Origin of the sequence: Pseudomonas sp. LJDD11 (genome assembly GCF_024584215.1) — a bacterium.
Taxonomy (GTDB): domain Bacteria; phylum Pseudomonadota; class Gammaproteobacteria; order Pseudomonadales; family Pseudomonadaceae; genus Aquipseudomonas.
Window position 1 is genome coordinate 104,254 of record NZ_JANJFL010000012.1, and the last position, 17,714, is coordinate 121,967.

Below are 17,714 nucleotides of genomic sequence, written 5' to 3' on the forward strand. Positions count from 1 at the left end.
CAATTGCGTAATTGAATTACTGCCCGCAGAGGACAACCGATGGCTGATGAAAACGATATGACGTCTGCTGATGATCAGGCGTTGGCCGATGAGTGGGCTGCTGCGCTGAATGAAGCCGGCGAGGGAGGGCAGTCTGATATTGATGCGCTGCTGGCGGCTGATGAAGCGAGCCGCCCCAGCTCCAATCGTATGCCCATGGAAGAGTTTGGCAGTGTGCCCAAGAGCACTGCGCCGGTCACGCTCGATGGTCCGAACCTGGATGTGATCCTGGATATCCCGGTGTCGATTTCCATGGAAGTGGGCAGCACCGATATCAGCATTCGTAACCTTTTGCAGCTCAACCAGGGCTCGGTGATCGAGCTTGATCGCCTGGCGGGAGAGCCGCTGGATGTGCTGGTTAATGGCACCCTGATCGCCCATGGCGAGGTGGTGGTGGTCAATGAAAAGTTCGGCATTCGCCTGACTGACGTGATCAGTCCGAGTGAACGCATCAAGAAGCTGCGCTAAGTGAACCGCTGGTTGATGCTGTTGCTGGCTGCGCCTTTGGCTGTGCTGGCAGCCGAGCCGACAGCTCAGGCGGCTGCCCCGCAGGTGGGTAGCGCTCTGTCCGGTGGCTGGGGTGGGCAACTGTTGCAGTTATTACTGGGGCTGTTGCTGGTCATCGGGCTGATCTTTGTGCTGGCGTGGGTGATGCGTCGGGTTCAGGGGGCGTCGATCGGCAATCAGCAGGTTATCGAATTGGTTGGCTCCAGAGCTTTGGGGCCGCGTGACCGGCTGGTACTGGTTCAGGTGGGTAAGGAGCAGATTTTATTGGGGATCACGCCTGGGCGTATCACGCCTCTGCATGTGCTCAATGAAAATGTTCAGGTGCCGGTTCGCGAGCCGGCCACTCCCGAGTTCGCCCAGCGCCTGCTGGAGCTCATGGGCAAGGATAAGGACAACAAGTGATGGGTGCCTTGCGTTGGCTGGTGGTGCTGTTGTTGGGGCTGGGAGCACCTGTGGCCCTGGCGGCCGATCCGTTGTCGATTCCGGCTATTACGCTGTCCAACGGGACTGACGGTCAGCAGGAGTATTCGGTCAGCTTGCAGATCTTGCTGATCATGACGGCGCTGAGTTTTATTCCGGCATTCGTCATGCTGATGACCAGTTTCACCCGGATCATCGTGGTGTTCTCGATTCTGCGCCAGGCTCTGGGCTTGCAGCAAACCCCATCGAACCAGATTCTGATTGGCATGGCGCTGTTTCTGACCATGTTCATCATGGCGCCGGTGTTTGATCGGGTGAACAACGATGCTCTGCAGCCTTATCTGGCTGAGACCCTTACTGCCCAGCAAGCGGTCGCCAAAGCCCAGGTGCCGATCAAGGACTTCATGCTGGCCCAGACCCGGACCAGCGACCTGGAACTGTTCATGCGTCTGTCCAAACGCACTGATATTCCTACACCGGATGCCGCGCCCCTGACCATCCTGGTGCCGGCATTTGTGATCTCTGAGCTCAAGACGGCGTTCCAGATCGGTTTCATGATCTTCATCCCGTTTCTGATCATCGACATGGTGGTGGCCAGTGTGCTGATGGCGATGGGTATGATGATGCTCTCGCCGCTGATCATCTCATTGCCATTCAAGATCATGCTGTTTGTGCTGGTTGATGGCTGGGCGTTGATTGTCGGTACTTTGGCTGGCAGTTTTGGCGGCGTATGAAGAGTCTGGTGGAGGCGTCGTTGTCATGACCCCTGAAGTCGCGGTCGATCTGTTTCGCGAGGCGTTGTGGTTGACCACCATGCTGGTGGCCATTCTGGTGGTGCCGAGCCTGATCTGTGGTCTTATCGTGGCCATATTTCAGGCGGCCACGCAAATCAACGAACAGACCCTGAGCTTTCTGCCGCGCCTGTTGGTGATGCTCATCACGCTGATTGTCACCGGTCCCTGGTTGTTGAAAGTGTTCATGGACTATGTCCTGAATCTGTTCAACAGCATTCCCACCTTGATCGGCTGAGGATCATGCAGCCATTGCTCATGCTGACCGACACCCAGATCAGCACGTGGGTGGCCAGTTTCATGCTGCCGTTGTTTCGTATTGTCGCTTTGCTGATGACCATGCCGATTATCGGCACGACGCTGGTGCCACGGCGTGTGCGCCTGTATTTGGCGGTCGCTATCACAGTGGTTGTAGCGCCGGTGCTGCCACCGGTTCCGGCTGTGCAGGCATTGGATCTCAGTGCGTTACTGCTGATTGGCGAGCAGGTAATCATCGGGGTTGGCATGGGGTTGTGCCTGCAGCTGTTCTTTCAAGTGTTCGTGATCGCCGGCCAGATCATCGCTACCCAGATGGGTATGGGCTTCGCCTCGATGGTTGACCCTGCCAACGGCGTATCTACAGCTGTGGTCGGGCAATTCTTTACCATGCTGGTCACCCTGATGTTTCTGGCCATGAATGGCCACCTGGTGGTGCTGGAGGTTCTCATCGAGAGCTTCACTACGCTCCCGGTTGGCGGGGGCTTGCAGATCAACAGCTTCTGGGGGTTGGCCAATGGTCTGAGCTGGACGCTGGCAGCGGGGTTGCGTCTGGTTCTGCCAGCCATTGCCGCCTTGCTGATCATCAACATTGCGTTTGGCATCATGACTCGCGCCGCGCCGCAATTGAACATCTTCTCCATCGGTTTCCCGATGACTCTGGTGCTTGGTATGGTCATCTTGTGGATGAGCATGGCTGACATGCTGGGCCAGTATCAGCCAATGGCGGTCGAAGCCTTGCAGCAACTGCGAGATCTGGTGAGGGCGCGTTGAATGGCCGAGAGCGAGAGTGGTCAGGACAAGACAGAAGACCCCACGGAGAAGAAAATCCGTGACACCCGGGCTGAGGGGCAGATTGCCAGATCCAAGGAGCTGACCACGCTGGTTGTTACGCTTATGGGGGCGGTCGGGCTGTTGATATTTGGTGGCGGTATTGCCCAAATGATGCAGGAGTTGATGCGCGACAACTTCTCGATTTCTCGTGAAGCGCTCATGGACCCGACCTGGATGGGAACCATGCTTCTCAAGTCGGGAAAGTTCGCGATCATTGTCATGTTGCCGTTCATGGTCGCCATGCTGGTAGCGGCTCTGGTGGGGCCGATCCTGCTTGGTGGCTGGCTGTTCACGACCAAATCGCTGATGCCCAAATTCAGCCGGATGAATCCGTTGTCCGGCATCAAGCGCATGTTCTCGATGCATTCGCTGGTAGAGTTGCTCAAGTCGTTGGCGAAGTTTCTGATCATCCTTATCGTTGCGCTGGTGGTGATCGACGGCGACCGTGATGATCTGGTGGCTATCGCTTATGAGCCGCTTGAGCAGGCGATGATCCATAGTCTGCAAGTGGTGGGTTGGAGCACCTTGTGGATCGTGTCCGGGCTGTTTCTGATTGCGGCGGTGGATGTGCCGTTCCAGCTGTACGAGGCGCATAAAAAACTGCTGATGACCAAGCAGGAAGTGCGTGATGAGCACAAGAACAGTGATGGTAGTCCGGAAGTCAAACAGCGTATTCGCCAACTGCAGTTTCAGATGTCTCAGCGGCGGATGATGGCTGCCATTCCCGAGGCGGACGTGATCATTACCAACCCCACCCACTTTGCCGTAGCGCTCAAGTACGACCCTGAAAAGGGTGGGGCGCCGATGCTGCTGGCCAAAGGGGTGGATATGATTGCCCTGAAGATTCGTGAGATCGGTGCGCACAACCAGATCCTGATCCTGGAGTCGGCTGCCCTGGCGCGTTCGATTTACTACAGCACCGAGCTGGAAGAAGAGATTCCGGCCGGTCTGTATCTTGCTGTGGCGCAGGTGCTGGCCTATGTCTTTCAGATTCGTCAATTCCATGCCGGGCGCGCCAAGCGTCCGGATCCTTTGGGCGATCTTCCCATTCCGCCCGATCTGCAGCGCGACTCCTGATGACGATTTCTGCGTCGACGATGGATGGTTTTATCGACGCGGTTGTGGCGGCAAAGTTGGACGGTTTCTTGCAGTAGGCCAGTGCATGGCGCGTGGGGCGTCAAAGTTTTGGTCTGATGCAGGAAAGAACCGGTGGATCGCTCTCAGTTAATCAGTAACGCGCGCAGCAATCTGGCCGGGTTCGGGCGCGGCCAGTTGGGCGTGCCGATATTATTGCTGTCGCTGCTGGCAATGATGATGTTGCCAATCCCGCCGTTCCTGCTCGACGTGTTTTTCACCTTCAACATTGCCTTGTCGATCGTGGTTCTGCTGGTCTGTGTGTACGCCATGCGGCCGCTGGACTTCTCGGTATTCCCGACCATCCTGCTGGTCGCCACCCTGTTGCGTCTGGCGTTGAACGTCGCCTCGACCCGGGTGGTGCTGTTGCACGGCCAGGATGGTCACGACGCTGCCGGTAAGGTCATCCAGGCCTTTGGTGAGGTGGTGATCGGTGGTAACTACGTTGTCGGTATCGTGGTCTTCACCATCCTGATGATCATCAACTTCGTGGTAATCACCAAGGGTGCCGGGCGGATTTCCGAGGTCAGTGCGCGCTTTACTCTTGACGCCATGCCGGGTAAGCAGATGGCGATCGATGCCGATCTCAATGCTGGATTGATTGACCAGAACCAGGCCAAGGCGCGTCGTTCTGAAGTGGCCGCCGAGGCCGAGTTCTATGGCTCGATGGACGGTGCCAGCAAGTTTGTGCGCGGTGACGCTATTGCCGGTCTGCTGATTCTGTTCATCAACCTGATCGGCGGCATGCTGGTGGGCATGTTGCAACACAGCATGAGCTTTGGCGACGCCGGGCGTGTTTATACCTTGCTGGCGATCGGTGACGGTCTGGTGGCGCAATTGCCATCTCTGTTGCTGTCGACCGCAGCGGCGATCATGGTGACCCGTGCTTCCGGTTCGGAAGAAATGGGGAAGCAGATCAACCGCCAGATGTTCTCGTCTTATAAGGCGCTGGCGGTGTCGGGGGCGATCATGATCGTCATGGGCCTGGTGCCTGGCATGCCGCACTTTGCCTTCATTGGTCTGGGGGCAATCGCCTCGGGTGCTGCCTACTGGCTGTGGCGCCGTGACCAGAATGCCAAGGCTGTGGCGCTGGCCGAGGTGCAGCGTCAGCAGGACCTGCTGCCTTCGCCAGTGCGTGCCCAGGACTCCAAGGAGTTGGGCTGGGACGACGTAACGCCGGTCGACATCATCGGTCTTGAGGTCGGTTACCGGCTGATTCCGCTGGTGGATCGCAATCAGGGTGGTCAGTTGCTGGCGCGGATCAAGGGTGTGCGCAAGAAGCTTTCCCAAGACCTGGGCTTTCTGATGCCCACGGTGCACATTCGCGACAACCTCGATCTGGCGCCCAGCGCCTATCGTTTGACGCTGATGGGGGTGATTCTGGCCGAGGCGGAGATTTATCCGGACCGTGAACTGGCGATCAACCCGGGTCAGGTGTTCGGTACCCTCAACGGTATCAATGCGCGCGATCCGGCGTTTGGTCTGGAAGCGGTGTGGATCGAAATCAGTCAGCGCAGCCAGGCCCAGTCGTTGGGTTACACAGTGGTGGATGCCAGCACCGTTGTGGCGACGCACCTGAACCAGATTCTCTACAAGCACTCCCATGAATTGATCGGCCACGAGGAAGTGCAGCAACTGATGCAGTTGCTGGCCAAGAGTTCGCCCAAGCTGGCTGAAGAGCTGGTGCCTGGGGTGCTGTCGTTGTCGGCGCTGCTCAATGTGCTGCAGGCGCTGCTGGCCGAGCATGTGCCGGTGCGCGATATCCGCACGATTGCCGAGGCCATCGCGAACAATGCGGCCAGGAGTCAAGATACCGCCGCGTTGGTGGCTGTGGTACGGGTCGGGTTGAGCCGGGCGATCGTGCAAAGCATTGTAGGGACTGAGACAGAGCTGCCTGTCATCACCCTTGAGCCTAGATTGGAACAGATTTTGCTAAATAGTATGCAGAAGGCGGGTCAGGGTCAGGAAGAAGGCGTTCTTCTGGAGCCAAGCATGGCCGAGAAGCTGCAACGCTCGTTGATTGAGGCGGCGCAGCGTCAAGAGATGCAAGGCTCGCCGGTGATTTTGCTGGTGGCAGGTCCGATCCGGGCCATGCTGTCACGATTTGGACGATTGGCTGTACCGAACATGCATGTTCTGGCGTACCAGGAAATTCCTGACAACAAGCAAGTCACCATCGTAGCGACTGTCGGGCCTAACGGCTGAGGTAGTGAGTCATGCAAGTTAAGCGTTTTTTCGCCGCCGATATGCGTCAAGCCATGAAACTGGTTCGCGATGAGCTGGGCGCCGAGGCGGCCATCATCGGAAATCGGCGCATTGCCGGTGGCGTTGAGCTGACTGCTGCTCTTGATTACAAGCTGTCTGCGCTGGCGCCGCGGGTGCCGAACATGGAGCTTGAAGACGAGCTGCGCAAGACTCAGTCGCGGATCGTCTCGGCGCAAGCTGAACTCGAAAGTCGCAACGAAGGCGATGACGTATCGAGCAACCGTCAGTTGTTTTCTGGCTTGCCGCTGAGCGCTGCCGACCGGCACATCGAGCCGACCCTCGAAGAACCGCCGCGTCCTGCTGTTGCCGTCGCTGCACCCGGCGTTGCCGAGCCGACGCTGAACCAGCGTGCGTTTGACTCGATGCGCTCGGAGCTCAACGGCTTGCGCGAGCTGCTGGAAGTCCAGTTGGGTTCGCTGGCCTGGACGCAATTGCAGGGCAGTCGTCCGCAGCAGGCCAACCTGTGGCGGCGTCTGCAGCGCGTTGGCCTGTCCGGCCCGCTGTCGCGGGATCTGCTGGATATGGTTCCCGATATCGACGATCCCCGTCATGCCTGGCGCATGTTGCTGGCGCATCTGGCGCGGATGATCAATGTGCCTGACAACGAGCCGCTGGAAGAGGGCGGGGTGATCGCGATGGTCGGTCCGGCAGGGATGGGCAAGACCACTACGCTGGCCAAGCTGGCGGCGCGTTACGTGCTCAAGTACGGCGCGCAGAATATCGCGCTGGTGAGCATGGACAGCTTCCGGATCGGTGCCCAGGAGCAGCTCAAGACCCTTGGGCGTATTCTCAATGTGCCGGTGACCCACGTCGATCCGGGACAGTCCCTGGCCCAGGCGCTCGAACCGCTGATCCGCAAGCGTGTGGTGCTGATCGATACCGCCGGCCTGCAAGCCAGCGATCCGGCGCTGCGCCTGCAGCTTGAAAGCCTGGCCGGGCGCGGGATTCGTTCACGCAACTATCTGGTCCTGGCCACTACCAGCCAGAAGCAGGTGTTGACCGCCGCTTACCACAGCTACAAACGTTGCGGGCTGGCCGGCTGCATCCTGACCAAACTGGATGAAACTGCCAGCCTGGGTGAAGTGCTGAGCCTGGCGATCGGGCATGAACTCCCCGTGGCCTATCTGACCGATGGGCCGCGTATTCCTGATGATTTGCATCTGCCACGCCGCCATCAACTGGTGAGTCGGGCCGTCAGTGTGCAAATGCAGGATGAACCCAGCGAAGAGGCTATGGCGGACATGTTCGCCGACCTTTATCACAACCCCGGCAAGCGAGTGGGGTGATTGATGAACACGACTAAAAAATTACTGCATCGGTGGTCTGCCAGGCATTGTTCGTCACGGAACGTGCAGCCCGTAATGTGGCTCCAGTCTACGCATGACAAGGTAAAGAAATAACATGGGCAGCATGCATCCCGTACAGGTTATCGCCGTGACCGGCGGCAAAGGTGGCGTTGGCAAGACCAACGTTTCAGTGAATCTGTCGCTGGCGCTGGCCGAGCTCGGCCGTCGCGTCATGCTGCTTGATGCTGATCTTGGTCTGGCCAACGTTGATGTTTTGCTGGGCCTTACGCCCAAACGCACCCTGGCCGATGTCATCGAGGGCCGCTGTGAGCTGCGTGACGTCCTGCTCCAGGGGCCTGGCGGCGTGCGTATCGTGCCAGCGGCCTCCGGTACCCAGAGCATGGTGCACCTGGCGCCCGCGCAGCATGCCGGCCTGATCCAGGCGTTCAGCGAGCTTGGCGACAATCTTGATGTGCTGGTGATCGACACCGCAGCCGGTATCGGTGAATCGGTGGTCAGTTTCGTGCGTGCCGCCCAAGAGGTCTTGCTGGTGGTCTGCGATGAACCGACCTCGATCACCGACGCTTACGCGCTGATCAAACTGCTCAATCGCGACTACGGCATGAACCGCTTCAGGGTCCTGGCCAACATGGCGCAGACGCCGCAAGAGGGTCGTAACCTGTTTGCCAAACTGACCAAGGTGACCGATCGTTTTCTGGACGTGGCCTTGCAGTATGTCGGCGCAGTGCCCTATGACGAATGTGTGCGCAAGGCGGTGCAAAAGCAACGTGCGGTCTACGAAGCCTTTCCACGCTCCAAATGCGCGCTGGCATTCCGAGCCATTGCCCAGAAGGTCGATACCTGGCCGTTGCCGGCCAATCCGCGTGGGCACCTTGAGTTCTTTGTCGAGCGACTTGTTCACCAGACCAGTGCAGCGGGACCGGTTCAATGACAGCCAGCGGTTATCAGATGTACAGCAAGGCATCAAGGAATTCGCAATACGAGTTGATTGAGCGCTATGCGCCACTGGTCAAGCGTATTGCCTACCACCTGCTGGCCCGTCTGCCTGCCAGCGTCCAGGTCGAAGACCTGATCCAGGCGGGCATGATCGGCCTGCTTGAAGTATCGACCAAATACGACTCCACCAAGGGTGCCAGTTTCGAAACCTACGCCGGCATTCGGATCCGTGGCGCGATGCTTGACGAGGTGCGTAAAGGTGACTGGGCGCCGCGTTCAGTGCATCGAAATACCCGGATGGTCAGTGATGCGATTCGCGCTATTGAAGCAAGAACAGGGCGCGACGCTAAAGATCATGAAGTTGCTGCCGAACTCCAGTTAAGTCTTGATGATTATTACGCTATCTTGAACGACACTTTGGGCAGTCGGCTGTTCAGCTTTGACGACCTGTTGCAGGACGGCGAGCATGATGGGCTGCACGAAGATGGCGCCAGCGGTTCGCTGGAGCCGTCGCGCGATCTTGAGGACGAGCGCTTCCAGAAAGCATTGGCCGATGCCATTGCCAATCTTCCGGAGCGTGAGCGTTTGGTGCTGGCGTTGTACTATGACGAGGAGTTGAACCTCAAAGAGATCGGTGAGGTCCTTGGGGTCAGCGAATCTCGGGTCAGCCAGTTACACAGTCAGTGCGCAGCCCGCTTGCGAGGTCGTTTGGGGGAATGGCGGGCGCGCTGACAGATCCATTGGTTTCAGGCCGGCTGTGCAGGGCTTGAGGTGTCGACTACCCGGACAAGGCAGGAGCCTGTCAATCAACTCTACAGGGTTGTTTGCAGGCGATTTGGCCGTGTTCTGGTGTCTGGTGCGTCGAGCGCTGGTTGCACCGGGGGGTTGCTGTACCTGTATTGAGTGAACGGCGGGTCCGGGGAGCGGGCTCGTTAAAGACTGCTTGGAGGTCGAATTGGACAAGAACATGAAAATCCTCATCGTTGATGACTTTTCAACGATGCGGCGGATCATAAAAAATCTGTTGCGTGACCTGGGGTTTACCAATACATCGGAAGCAGATGACGGTCTTACCGCGCTGCCGATGCTGCAAAGCGGTGCCTTTGATTTTCTGGTAACCGACTGGAACATGCCTGGCATGTCGGGTATCGACCTGCTGCGCCAGGTGCGTCAGGACGAGCGCCTGAAGAACATTCCGGTGCTGATGGTGACTGCTGAAGCCAAGCGTGAGCAGATCATTGAAGCGGCCCAGGCCGGTGTGAACGGCTATGTGGTCAAGCCTTTCACCGCCCAGGTATTGCAAGAGAAGATTGAAAAGATCTTCGAGCGCGTCAATAGCTGAGTGCATGCCGCGAGGGCGCTATGGATAACAATGATTCATTGGGTGACTTCGAGTCGACCCTGAAAAAACACGCGCACGAGCTGGTCGCCAGCCTTGAAAAAGGCAAATTCGGCGACGCCGTGCAACTGATCCATGAGCTCAACCAGGCGCGCGACCGCGGCCTGTATCAGGAAGTGGGCAAATTGACGCGTGAGCTGCACAGCGCGATCGTCAATTTCCATATCGATCCGCAGATGCCTCAAGCCGAAGAGGTGTCCCAGATCACTGATGCCGCCGAGCGCTTGTCGTATGTTGTAAGGCTGACCGAGGGTGCGGCCAACCGCACCATGGATCTGGTGGAGCAAAGCACACCGTTGATGAACAGCCTCAGTGACGACGCCAAGGCGCTGAGTGCCGACTGGGGGCGCTTCATGCGCCGCGAAATCGGTGCTGAGGAGTTTCGTGATCTGGCCAAACGAGTGGACGGTTTCCTCTCGCGTACCGAGAAAGAGAGCCATGCCGTTGCCAGCCATCTCAACGACATTCTGCTGGCCCAGGATTATCAGGACCTTACCGGTCAGGTGATCAAGCGCGTGACGCAACTGGTCACCGAAGTTGAGAGCAACCTGCTCAAGCTGGTACTGATGGCCAGCCATGTTGATCGCTTTGCCGGGATCGAGCATGACCGTGAAGCGATGCAAGCAGAAAAAGATCCGAAAAAACATCTTGCTCAGGGTGAAGGTCCGCAGATTCATGCCGATAAACGGGAAGATGTCGTTTCCGGTCAGGATGATGTGGACGACTTGCTATCCAGCCTTGGCTTCTAAGGTCAGTTGACGGTTAATTTTAGGGAGCACCCCAATGAGCTTCGGCGCCGATGAAGAGATCCTCCAGGATTTTCTGGTAGAGGCCGGCGAAATTCTCGAGCAATTGTCTGAACAACTGGTCGAGCTTGAAAGTCGCCCGGATGACGCGGACTTGCTCAACGCAATTTTTCGCGGTTTTCACACTGTAAAAGGAGGCGCCGGCTTCCTTCAGTTGCATGAGCTTGTCGAGTGCTGCCACATTGCCGAGAACGTGTTCGACATCCTGCGCAAGGGTGAGCGTCGCGTTAACGCCGAATTGATGGACGTGGTCCTCGAAGCACTGGATACCGTCAACAGCATGTTCGGCCAGGTGCGTGAGCGCAGTGACATCACGCCTGCTACCCCTGAGCTGCTGCAGGCACTGTCACGGCTGGCAGAGCCTGAGTCAGCTGACGAAGTGGCTGCGGTGGCAGCGGCTCCTGAGCCGGCTCCTGAGCCCGCGCCGGAACCGGTTGTCGAGGCGGCTGCACCGGCTGCCGGGGAGGCCGGCTCCGACCTGATCACCGACGATGAGTTCGAGCGGCTGCTCGACTCCCTGCACGGCCCGGCCGGCAGCCCGGTCGCCGCTACGCCGTCTGCGCCAGCCGCGCCTGCGGCTGCAGCGAGTGATGAAATCACCGATCACGAATTCGAAGCGCTGCTCGATCAGTTGCATGGCAAGGGTTCGTTCGATGCCAGCGTCGCCACTGTCAGTGCTGCAGCACCTGCTGTCGCAGCGCCCGCTGGCGCTGCCTCGGATGAAATCACCGACGACGAATTCGAGTCGCTGCTTGATCAGTTGCACGGCAAAGGCTCGTTCAGCGGCGCTGTAGAAGCGGTGGCCGTTGCCCCTGCGGCACCTGCCAGCAGCCCTGCATCGGATGAAATCACCGATCACGAATTTGAAAACCTGCTCGACGAGTTGCACGGCAAGGGCAAGTTCGAACCGGCGGCAGTAAGCGGCGCGGTTGCCGCCGCAGCGCCGGGGGGCCAACCCCCCGCCCCCGGCGCCAAGGGCGGGCCTGCCGTGGGCGGCCCTGCTGCTGCGCCTGCGCCTGCGCCTGCGCCCGCGGCGGCCAAGCCTGCCGCTGCCGCACCGGCCAGAGCTGCTGCCGCGCCAGCCGAGAAGCCGACCGCGACAGAAGCCGAAACCACGGTGCGCGTCGATACCGCGCGGCTTGACGAGATCATGAACATGGTCGGCGAGTTGGTGCTGGTGCGTAACCGTCTGGTACGCCTTGGCCTCAACAGCGGCAATGAAGCGATGTCCAAGGCGGTTTCCAACCTGGATGTGGTCACCGCCGACCTGCAAACCGCGGTCATGAAGACCCGCATGCAGCCGATCAAGAAAGTCTTCGGCCGCTTTCCGCGTCTGGTTCGTGACCTGGCACGCCAGCTCAAGAAAGAGATCAACCTGGAACTGGTGGGTGAAGAGACCGACCTGGACAAGAACCTGGTCGAGGCGCTCGCTGACCCGTTGGTGCACTTGGTGCGTAACGCGGTCGACCACGGTGTGGAAACTCCTGAGGAGCGTGAGGCCAGCGGCAAGTCACGCAGTGGCCGGGTGGTGCTGTCGGCCGAGCAGGAAGGCGATCACATCCTGTTGTCGATTTCCGATGACGGCAAGGGCATGGACCCGGCCGTGCTGCGCGCCATTGCGGTCAAGCGCGGCGTCATGGACAAGGACGCGGCCGATCGTCTCAGCGACAGCGACTGCTACAACCTGATCTTCGCCCCCGGCTTCTCGACCAAGACCGAGATTTCCGATGTGTCCGGTCGTGGGGTTGGCATGGACGTGGTGAAAACCAAGATTTCCCAGCTCAACGGTACGATCAACATCTATTCGACCAAGGGCCAGGGTTCGAAGATCGTCATCAAGGTGCCGCTGACCCTGGCGATCATGCCGACCCTGATGGTGATGCTCGCCGACCAGGCGTTTGCATTCCCGCTGGTCAACGTCAACGAAATCTTCCACCTCGACCTGTCGACCACCAATGTGGTTGACGGCCAGGAAGTGGTGATCGTGCGCGACAAGGCACTGCCACTGTTCTACCTCAAACGCTGGCTGATCAAGTCGGCAGCTCATGAGGAGCAGCGCGAAGGGCACGTGGTGATTCTGTCGGTCGGCACGCAGCGCATTGGTTTCGTGGTTGATCAACTGGTCGGCCAGGAAGAGGTGGTCATCAAACCGCTGGGCAAGATGCTGCAAGGCACCCCTGGCATGTCAGGCGCCACCATTACCGGTGACGGTCGGATTGCCTTGATCCTTGATGTTCCGAGCATGCTCAAGCGTTACGCCGCACGGCGTATTTGATTCTGGCCCCGGGGCAGTATTGTCCCGGGGTCTATTGGAGTGTTTATGGCAGTCAAGGTCCTGGTGGTGGATGATTCGGGTTTTTTCCGCCGCCGCGTTACGGAAATCCTCTCTTCGGACCCGCTCATTCAGGTGGTCGGTACCGCAACCAACGGCAAGGAAGCCATCGAACAGGCCCTGGCGCTCAAGCCTGATGTGATCACCATGGACTACGAGATGCCGATGATGGACGGCATCACTTCGGTCCGCCACATCATGCAGCGTATCCCTACGCCGGTATTGATGTTCTCCTCCCTGACCCACGAGGGCGCGCGGGTCACACTCGACGCGCTGGATGCCGGTGCGGTCGACTTCCTGCCCAAGAATTTCGAAGACATCTCGCGCAACCCTGACAAGGTCAAACAGTTGCTGTGCGAGAAGATCAACAGCATCGCGCGCAGTAATCGTCGTTTCAGCTCGTTTGGCAGCAGCTCGCAGTCAACGCCTGCGGCTACGGCATCCGCCCCGGCACCTGCGGCCAGCCCGAGTGTGCGGCGCACGCCGCCCCCTGTGGCGCCGGCGCCTGCTCCGGCGGCTACCCGGCCGTTGACCAGTCGCGCGGCGCCGGTCACAGCATCCGCCAGCCCGGCTGCTGCGCCGGCCCATGCTCATCATTCGCCGGCGCCACGGCGCAAGGCCTACAAGCTGGTAGCCATTGGCACCTCCACCGGTGGGCCGGTTGCGTTGCAGCGCGTGTTGACCCAATTGCCTGCCAACTTCCCGGCGCCCATCGTGCTCATCCAGCACATGCCGGCAGCCTTTACCAAGGCGTTTGCCGAGCGCCTCGACAAGTTGTGCAAGATCAGCGTCAAGGAAGCCGAAGACGGTGATCTGCTGCGTCCGGGTCTGGCGTTGCTGGCTCCGGGTGGCAAACAGATGATGGTCGATGGCCGTGGCGCGGTGAAAATCCTGCCCGGTGATGAGCGCCTGAACTACAAGCCGTGCGTGGATATCACCTTTGGCTCGGCGGCCAAGGCCTACGGTGACAAGGTGCTGTCGGTGGTCCTCACCGGAATGGGCGCCGACGGCCGTGAAGGTGCGCGCATGCTCAAGCAGGGCGGCAGCACCGTATGGGCCCAGGATGAGGCCAGTTGCGTGATTTATGGTATGCCGATGGCCATCGTCAAGGCTGATCTGGCGGATGCGGTGTACAGCCTGGACGATATCGGCCGGCACATCGTGGAGGCGTGCCTGTAATGGATGTACTGAGCCTTATCGGCCTGATTCTGGCGTTTGTCGCGATTCTGGGTGGCAATCTGCTTGAGGGCGGGCATGTCAGCTCGCTGGTCAACGGCCCGGCCGCGCTGATCGTGCTGGGCGGCACCCTGGCGGCTGCGTTGTTGCAGGCACCGATGAGTGCGTTCAAACGTGCCGTGCAGATCCTGCGCTGGATTCTGTTTCCGCCACGCATCGATCTGCCTGGCGGCATTGACCGGATCATTGGCTGGAGCATGACGGCGCGCAAGGAAGGCCTGCTGGGGCTGGAGAGCGTGGCAGACACCGAGCCTGACCCCTATGCGCGCAAGGGCCTGCAACTGCTGGTTGACGGTGCGGAGCCGGCGTCGATTCGCAGTATTCTGGAAGTCGATTTCATTACCCAGGAAAACCGCGATATCCAGGCCGCCAAGGTTTACGAAAGCATGGGCGGTTACGCGCCGACCATCGGCATCATCGGTGCGGTCATGGGCCTGATCCACGTGATGGGCAATCTGGCCGACCCGAGCCAGTTGGGTGGCGGTATCGCGGTCGCGTTCGTCGCCACGATCTATGGCGTGGCCAGTGCCAACCTGTTCCTGCTGCCGGTGGCCAACAAACTCAAGGCGATTGCCCTGCGCCAGTCGCGCTACCGCGAGATGCTGCTCGAAGGCCTGCTGTCCATTGCCGAGGGTGAAAACCCGCGCTCCATTGAGCTCAAGCTGCAAGGCTTCATGGAGTAACTGCATGTCCCGTCGTCGCCGCCACGAAGAGCATGAAAATCACGAACGCTGGCTGGTGTCCTACGCGGATTTCATCACCTTGCTGTTCGCCTTTTTTGTGGTGATGTACTCGATTTCGTCACTCAACGAGGGCAAGTACAAGATTCTGTCCCAGGCGCTGGTCGGGGTGTTCAATGACGCTGAGCGGACCATGCAGCCGATTCCGATCGGTGAGCAGCGGCCACAGACCACCCGACCTGCCGAGCCTCTTCTGAAAGACAGTGAGCAGACTGACGCCGGTATCGGTGCCAAAACGGTCGATCCGTTGCAGGCCATCGCCGATGATGTGCGCGCCGGATTCGGCGACCTGTTGCGCTCCGACCAGATGACCGTGCGTGGCAACGAGTTGTGGGTTGAGATCGAGCTTAATTCCAGCCTGTTGTTCGGCAGCGGTGACGCCATGCCCAGCAATCAGGCCTTCAGCATCATCGAAAGGGTGGCCAATATCGTCAAACGCTTCGATAACCCGGTGCATGTCGAAGGTTTCACAGACGATCAACCGATCAACACCGCGCAGTTCCCGACCAACTGGGAGCTGTCCGCTTCACGGGCGGCGAGCATCGTGCGTCTGCTGGCCATGTACGGCGTCAATCCGGCGCGCATGGCTTCAGTGGGGTACGCTGAGTTTCAGCCAATCGCCAGTAATGCCACCGCGCAGGGGCGGGCGCAGAATCGTCGCGTGGTGCTGGTTATTTCCCGTAACCTGGATGTGCGCCGCAGTCTAACCGCAGGTGGTTCAGCCAATGCCACCCCTGATGCAGCATTACGGCGTGCTGGCACACAAACTGCACCGGCTCCGGCAAGTCCACCGTCAGGCACCAATGCCGTCAATTCTCCGTCACCCGCTCGCTAGAACGGTCAGGGACATTGCCGTGCACAAGGAATACAGCTAAATGAGAGTCTGGGCAGTCGCCAATCAGAAAGGTGGGGTCGGCAAGACCACCACGACCATTGCCCTGGCCGGCCTGCTGGCTGACTCGGGCAAGCGTGTGGTCGTGGTCGATCTGGACCCGCATGGCTCGATGACCAGTTACTTCGGCCATAACCCTGACGAGCTGGAGCACAGCGCTTTCGACCTGTTTTTGCATAAAGGTGCAGTGCCTCAAGGCCTGCCCGGCCAGTTGCTGCTGCCGACCAGCGATCAGCGGATTTCGCTGTTGCCGTCCAGTACCGCACTGGCCACTCTGGAGCGTCAGTCGCCAGGCCAGAGCGGCCTGGGCTTGGTGATTGCCAAAAGCCTTGCGCAACTGTGGCAGGATTTTGACTATGCGCTGATCGACAGCCCGCCGTTGTTGGGCGTGTTGATGGTCAATGCGCTGGCGGCCAGTCAGCAACTGGCGATTCCGGTGCAAACCGAGTTTCTCGCGGTCAAGGGCCTGGAGCGCATGGTCAACACGCTGGCGATGATCAACCGCTCGCGCAAGGTGCCGTTGCCGTACACCATCGTGCCGACCCTGTTCGATCGACGCACCCAGGCTTCGATGGGCACCCTCAAGCTGCTGCGTGACAGCTTCCCGGAACATGTCTGGAAAGCCTACGTGCCGGTCGACACCCGCCTGCGCGATGCCAGCCGGGCCGGAGTGACCCCTTCGCAGAATGACCCCAAGAGTCGTGGGGTACTGGCCTATCGTGCGTTGCTCAAGCACCTGTTGGCCGAACAACTGACAGCGCAGGTGGCCTGAGGTGACGTTTAAATCCTTGTTCGTGCGCTCAAGCCTGTGCACCCGGCAGCCGATAACCCGGTCAATGAGGCATGGCACTTTTTCTGGTTGGGTTCTGACATGATTCGCCCCGTAGATTTGGCAACCCGGCCACAGGTGGCTTTGCAGTCGTACCTGGATGCGCTGCTGCAGGACGTCACCGACGAGCTGTTGGTGGTGCCGGCGCCGGTTGATCATTTCGATGAATTCAAGGCGGCTGTGCTTGAAGAGCAGGCGCATGACGCCCGTATGCTGGCACCCAAACCGCTGGCAGTGGCTGTCGCGGCGCCGGCACCGGTGGCAGTACCGGTTGCTGTTGCGGTCCAGGCCAAGGTTCAGGACAGGGTCGAGCTGCCGGTTCCGGTGGTGGTGCCTGAAGTGGTGGTGCCCAAGCTCGAGGTTCCGGTCGTCGAGGCGCTGGAGTCGGCCATTGCGCGGGCCGAGCCAGTGGCTGAGCTCAACACCCGGCTCGATCAGAGCCCGCCACCACCACCGGCCACCGATGGGCGTCCGGACTGGGCTGCCGAGCCGTTCGAGTGCCTGTTGTTCGATGTGGCGGGTTTGACCCTGGCGGTGCCGTTGGTGTGTCTGGGGGCGATCTATTCTCTGGAAGGGCAGGAACTGACGCCGCTGTTTGGTCAGCCTGACTGGTTCCTGGGCATCCTGCCGTGCCAGGCCGGCAACCTGAAGGTGCTCGACACCGCCCGCTGGGTCATGCCGGACCGCTATCGGGAAGATTTCCGCCAGGGATTGAAGTATGTGATTTCGGTACAAGGTTACGAGTGGGGGTTGGCGGTGCATCAGGTCAGCCGTTCGCTGCGCCTGGACCCGCAGGAAATCAAGTGGCGCGCCCAGCGCGGTCATCGGCCATGGCTGGCCGGTACAGTGATTGAGCATATGTGCGCCTTGCTCGATGTTGCACAGTTGGCCGAGTTGATCGCCAGTGGCGCGGTCAAGCAAATGAACACGCTCAGATAATCGATAATCATTGGCTGGCGCTTGTTGCGCTGCCTGCACAGCACTAGGTGAGG

Annotated in this window: 18 protein-coding genes; all 18 read left to right on the forward strand. The window is 59.6% G+C overall.

Annotation, left to right across the window (positions count from 1 at the left end):
• Positions 1 to 39: 39 nt before the first annotated feature.
• The 18 genes from fliN to NRB16_RS15615 all read left to right on the forward strand — a co-directional run bounded on the left by fliN (position 40) and on the right by NRB16_RS15615 (position 17,661).
• Positions 40 to 507, forward strand: coding sequence for a flagellar motor switch protein FliN (gene fliN / locus NRB16_RS15530; protein WP_045489454.1), 468 nt, complete (start codon positions 40 to 42; stop codon positions 505 to 507).
• A complete protein-coding gene (fliO, locus tag NRB16_RS15535) occupies positions 508 to 948 on the forward strand; it encodes a flagellar biosynthetic protein FliO (protein WP_045489457.1) in 441 nt (146 codons plus the stop codon).
• The gene (gene fliP / locus NRB16_RS15540) at positions 948 to 1,700 is read left to right on the forward strand and encodes a flagellar type III secretion system pore protein FliP (RefSeq protein WP_045489461.1); all 753 of its coding nucleotides are present in this window, start codon (positions 948 to 950) and stop codon (positions 1,698 to 1,700) included. The genes fliO and fliP overlap by 1 nt, the downstream gene beginning before the upstream one ends.
• Before the next feature lie 25 nt (positions 1,701 to 1,725).
• Positions 1,726 to 1,995, forward strand: coding sequence for a flagellar biosynthesis protein FliQ (gene fliQ / locus NRB16_RS15545; protein WP_045489464.1), 270 nt, complete (start codon positions 1,726 to 1,728; stop codon positions 1,993 to 1,995).
• Positions 1,996 to 2,000: 5 nt separating this feature from the next.
• Positions 2,001 to 2,786: a flagellar biosynthetic protein FliR gene (gene fliR / locus NRB16_RS15550; RefSeq protein ID WP_045489467.1), complete on the forward strand. Its 786-nt coding sequence runs from the start codon at positions 2,001 to 2,003 to the stop codon at positions 2,784 to 2,786.
• Entirely contained in the window at positions 2,787 to 3,923 is a 1,137-nt protein-coding gene (flhB, locus tag NRB16_RS15555) for a flagellar biosynthesis protein FlhB (protein WP_045489470.1), read from the forward strand. It begins immediately after the preceding gene.
• Between the two features lie 132 nt (positions 3,924 to 4,055).
• Positions 4,056 to 6,185 (forward strand): flagellar biosynthesis protein FlhA, encoded by a 2,130-nt coding sequence (gene flhA, locus NRB16_RS15560; protein WP_045489474.1) that lies wholly within the window; start codon positions 4,056 to 4,058, stop codon positions 6,183 to 6,185.
• A gap of 11 nt (positions 6,186 to 6,196) precedes the next feature.
• Positions 6,197 to 7,531, forward strand: coding sequence for a flagellar biosynthesis protein FlhF (flhF, locus tag NRB16_RS15565; protein WP_045489477.1), 1,335 nt, complete (start codon positions 6,197 to 6,199; stop codon positions 7,529 to 7,531).
• A gap of 115 nt (positions 7,532 to 7,646) precedes the next feature.
• Entirely contained in the window at positions 7,647 to 8,483 is an 837-nt protein-coding gene (gene fleN / locus NRB16_RS15570; RefSeq protein ID WP_045489480.1) for a flagellar synthesis regulator FleN, read from the forward strand.
• Entirely contained in the window at positions 8,480 to 9,220 is a 741-nt protein-coding gene (gene fliA, locus NRB16_RS15575; RefSeq protein WP_045489483.1) for an RNA polymerase sigma factor FliA, read from the forward strand. Before fleN ends, fliA begins: the two co-directional genes overlap by 4 nt.
• 235 nt (positions 9,221 to 9,455) lie before the next feature.
• Positions 9,456 to 9,830 (forward strand): chemotaxis response regulator CheY, encoded by a 375-nt coding sequence (locus NRB16_RS15580; RefSeq protein WP_173426689.1) that lies wholly within the window; start codon positions 9,456 to 9,458, stop codon positions 9,828 to 9,830.
• A gap of 20 nt (positions 9,831 to 9,850) precedes the next feature.
• Positions 9,851 to 10,636, forward strand: coding sequence for a protein phosphatase CheZ (locus tag NRB16_RS15585; protein ID WP_045489489.1), 786 nt, complete (start codon positions 9,851 to 9,853; stop codon positions 10,634 to 10,636).
• A 34-nt stretch (positions 10,637 to 10,670) separates the two neighbouring features.
• The gene (locus tag NRB16_RS15590; RefSeq protein ID WP_257106457.1) at positions 10,671 to 12,968 is read left to right on the forward strand and encodes a chemotaxis protein CheA; all 2,298 of its coding nucleotides are present in this window, start codon (positions 10,671 to 10,673) and stop codon (positions 12,966 to 12,968) included.
• Between the two features lie 45 nt (positions 12,969 to 13,013).
• The gene (locus NRB16_RS15595; RefSeq protein ID WP_045489495.1) at positions 13,014 to 14,204 is read left to right on the forward strand and encodes a chemotaxis response regulator protein-glutamate methylesterase; all 1,191 of its coding nucleotides are present in this window, start codon (positions 13,014 to 13,016) and stop codon (positions 14,202 to 14,204) included.
• The gene (locus NRB16_RS15600) at positions 14,204 to 14,944 is read left to right on the forward strand and encodes a flagellar motor protein (protein ID WP_045489498.1); all 741 of its coding nucleotides are present in this window, start codon (positions 14,204 to 14,206) and stop codon (positions 14,942 to 14,944) included. The genes NRB16_RS15595 and NRB16_RS15600 overlap by 1 nt, the downstream gene beginning before the upstream one ends.
• 4 nt (positions 14,945 to 14,948) lie before the next feature.
• Positions 14,949 to 15,836: a flagellar motor protein MotD gene (gene motD, locus NRB16_RS15605; RefSeq protein WP_045489502.1), complete on the forward strand. Its 888-nt coding sequence runs from the start codon at positions 14,949 to 14,951 to the stop codon at positions 15,834 to 15,836.
• 40 nt (positions 15,837 to 15,876) lie between these two features.
• Positions 15,877 to 16,665, forward strand: coding sequence for a ParA family protein (locus NRB16_RS15610; RefSeq protein ID WP_045489505.1), 789 nt, complete (start codon positions 15,877 to 15,879; stop codon positions 16,663 to 16,665).
• A gap of 99 nt (positions 16,666 to 16,764) precedes the next feature.
• The gene (locus NRB16_RS15615; RefSeq protein WP_257106458.1) at positions 16,765 to 17,661 is read left to right on the forward strand and encodes a CheW domain-containing protein; all 897 of its coding nucleotides are present in this window, start codon (positions 16,765 to 16,767) and stop codon (positions 17,659 to 17,661) included.
• The last annotated feature ends 53 nt before the right edge of the window (positions 17,662 to 17,714 follow it).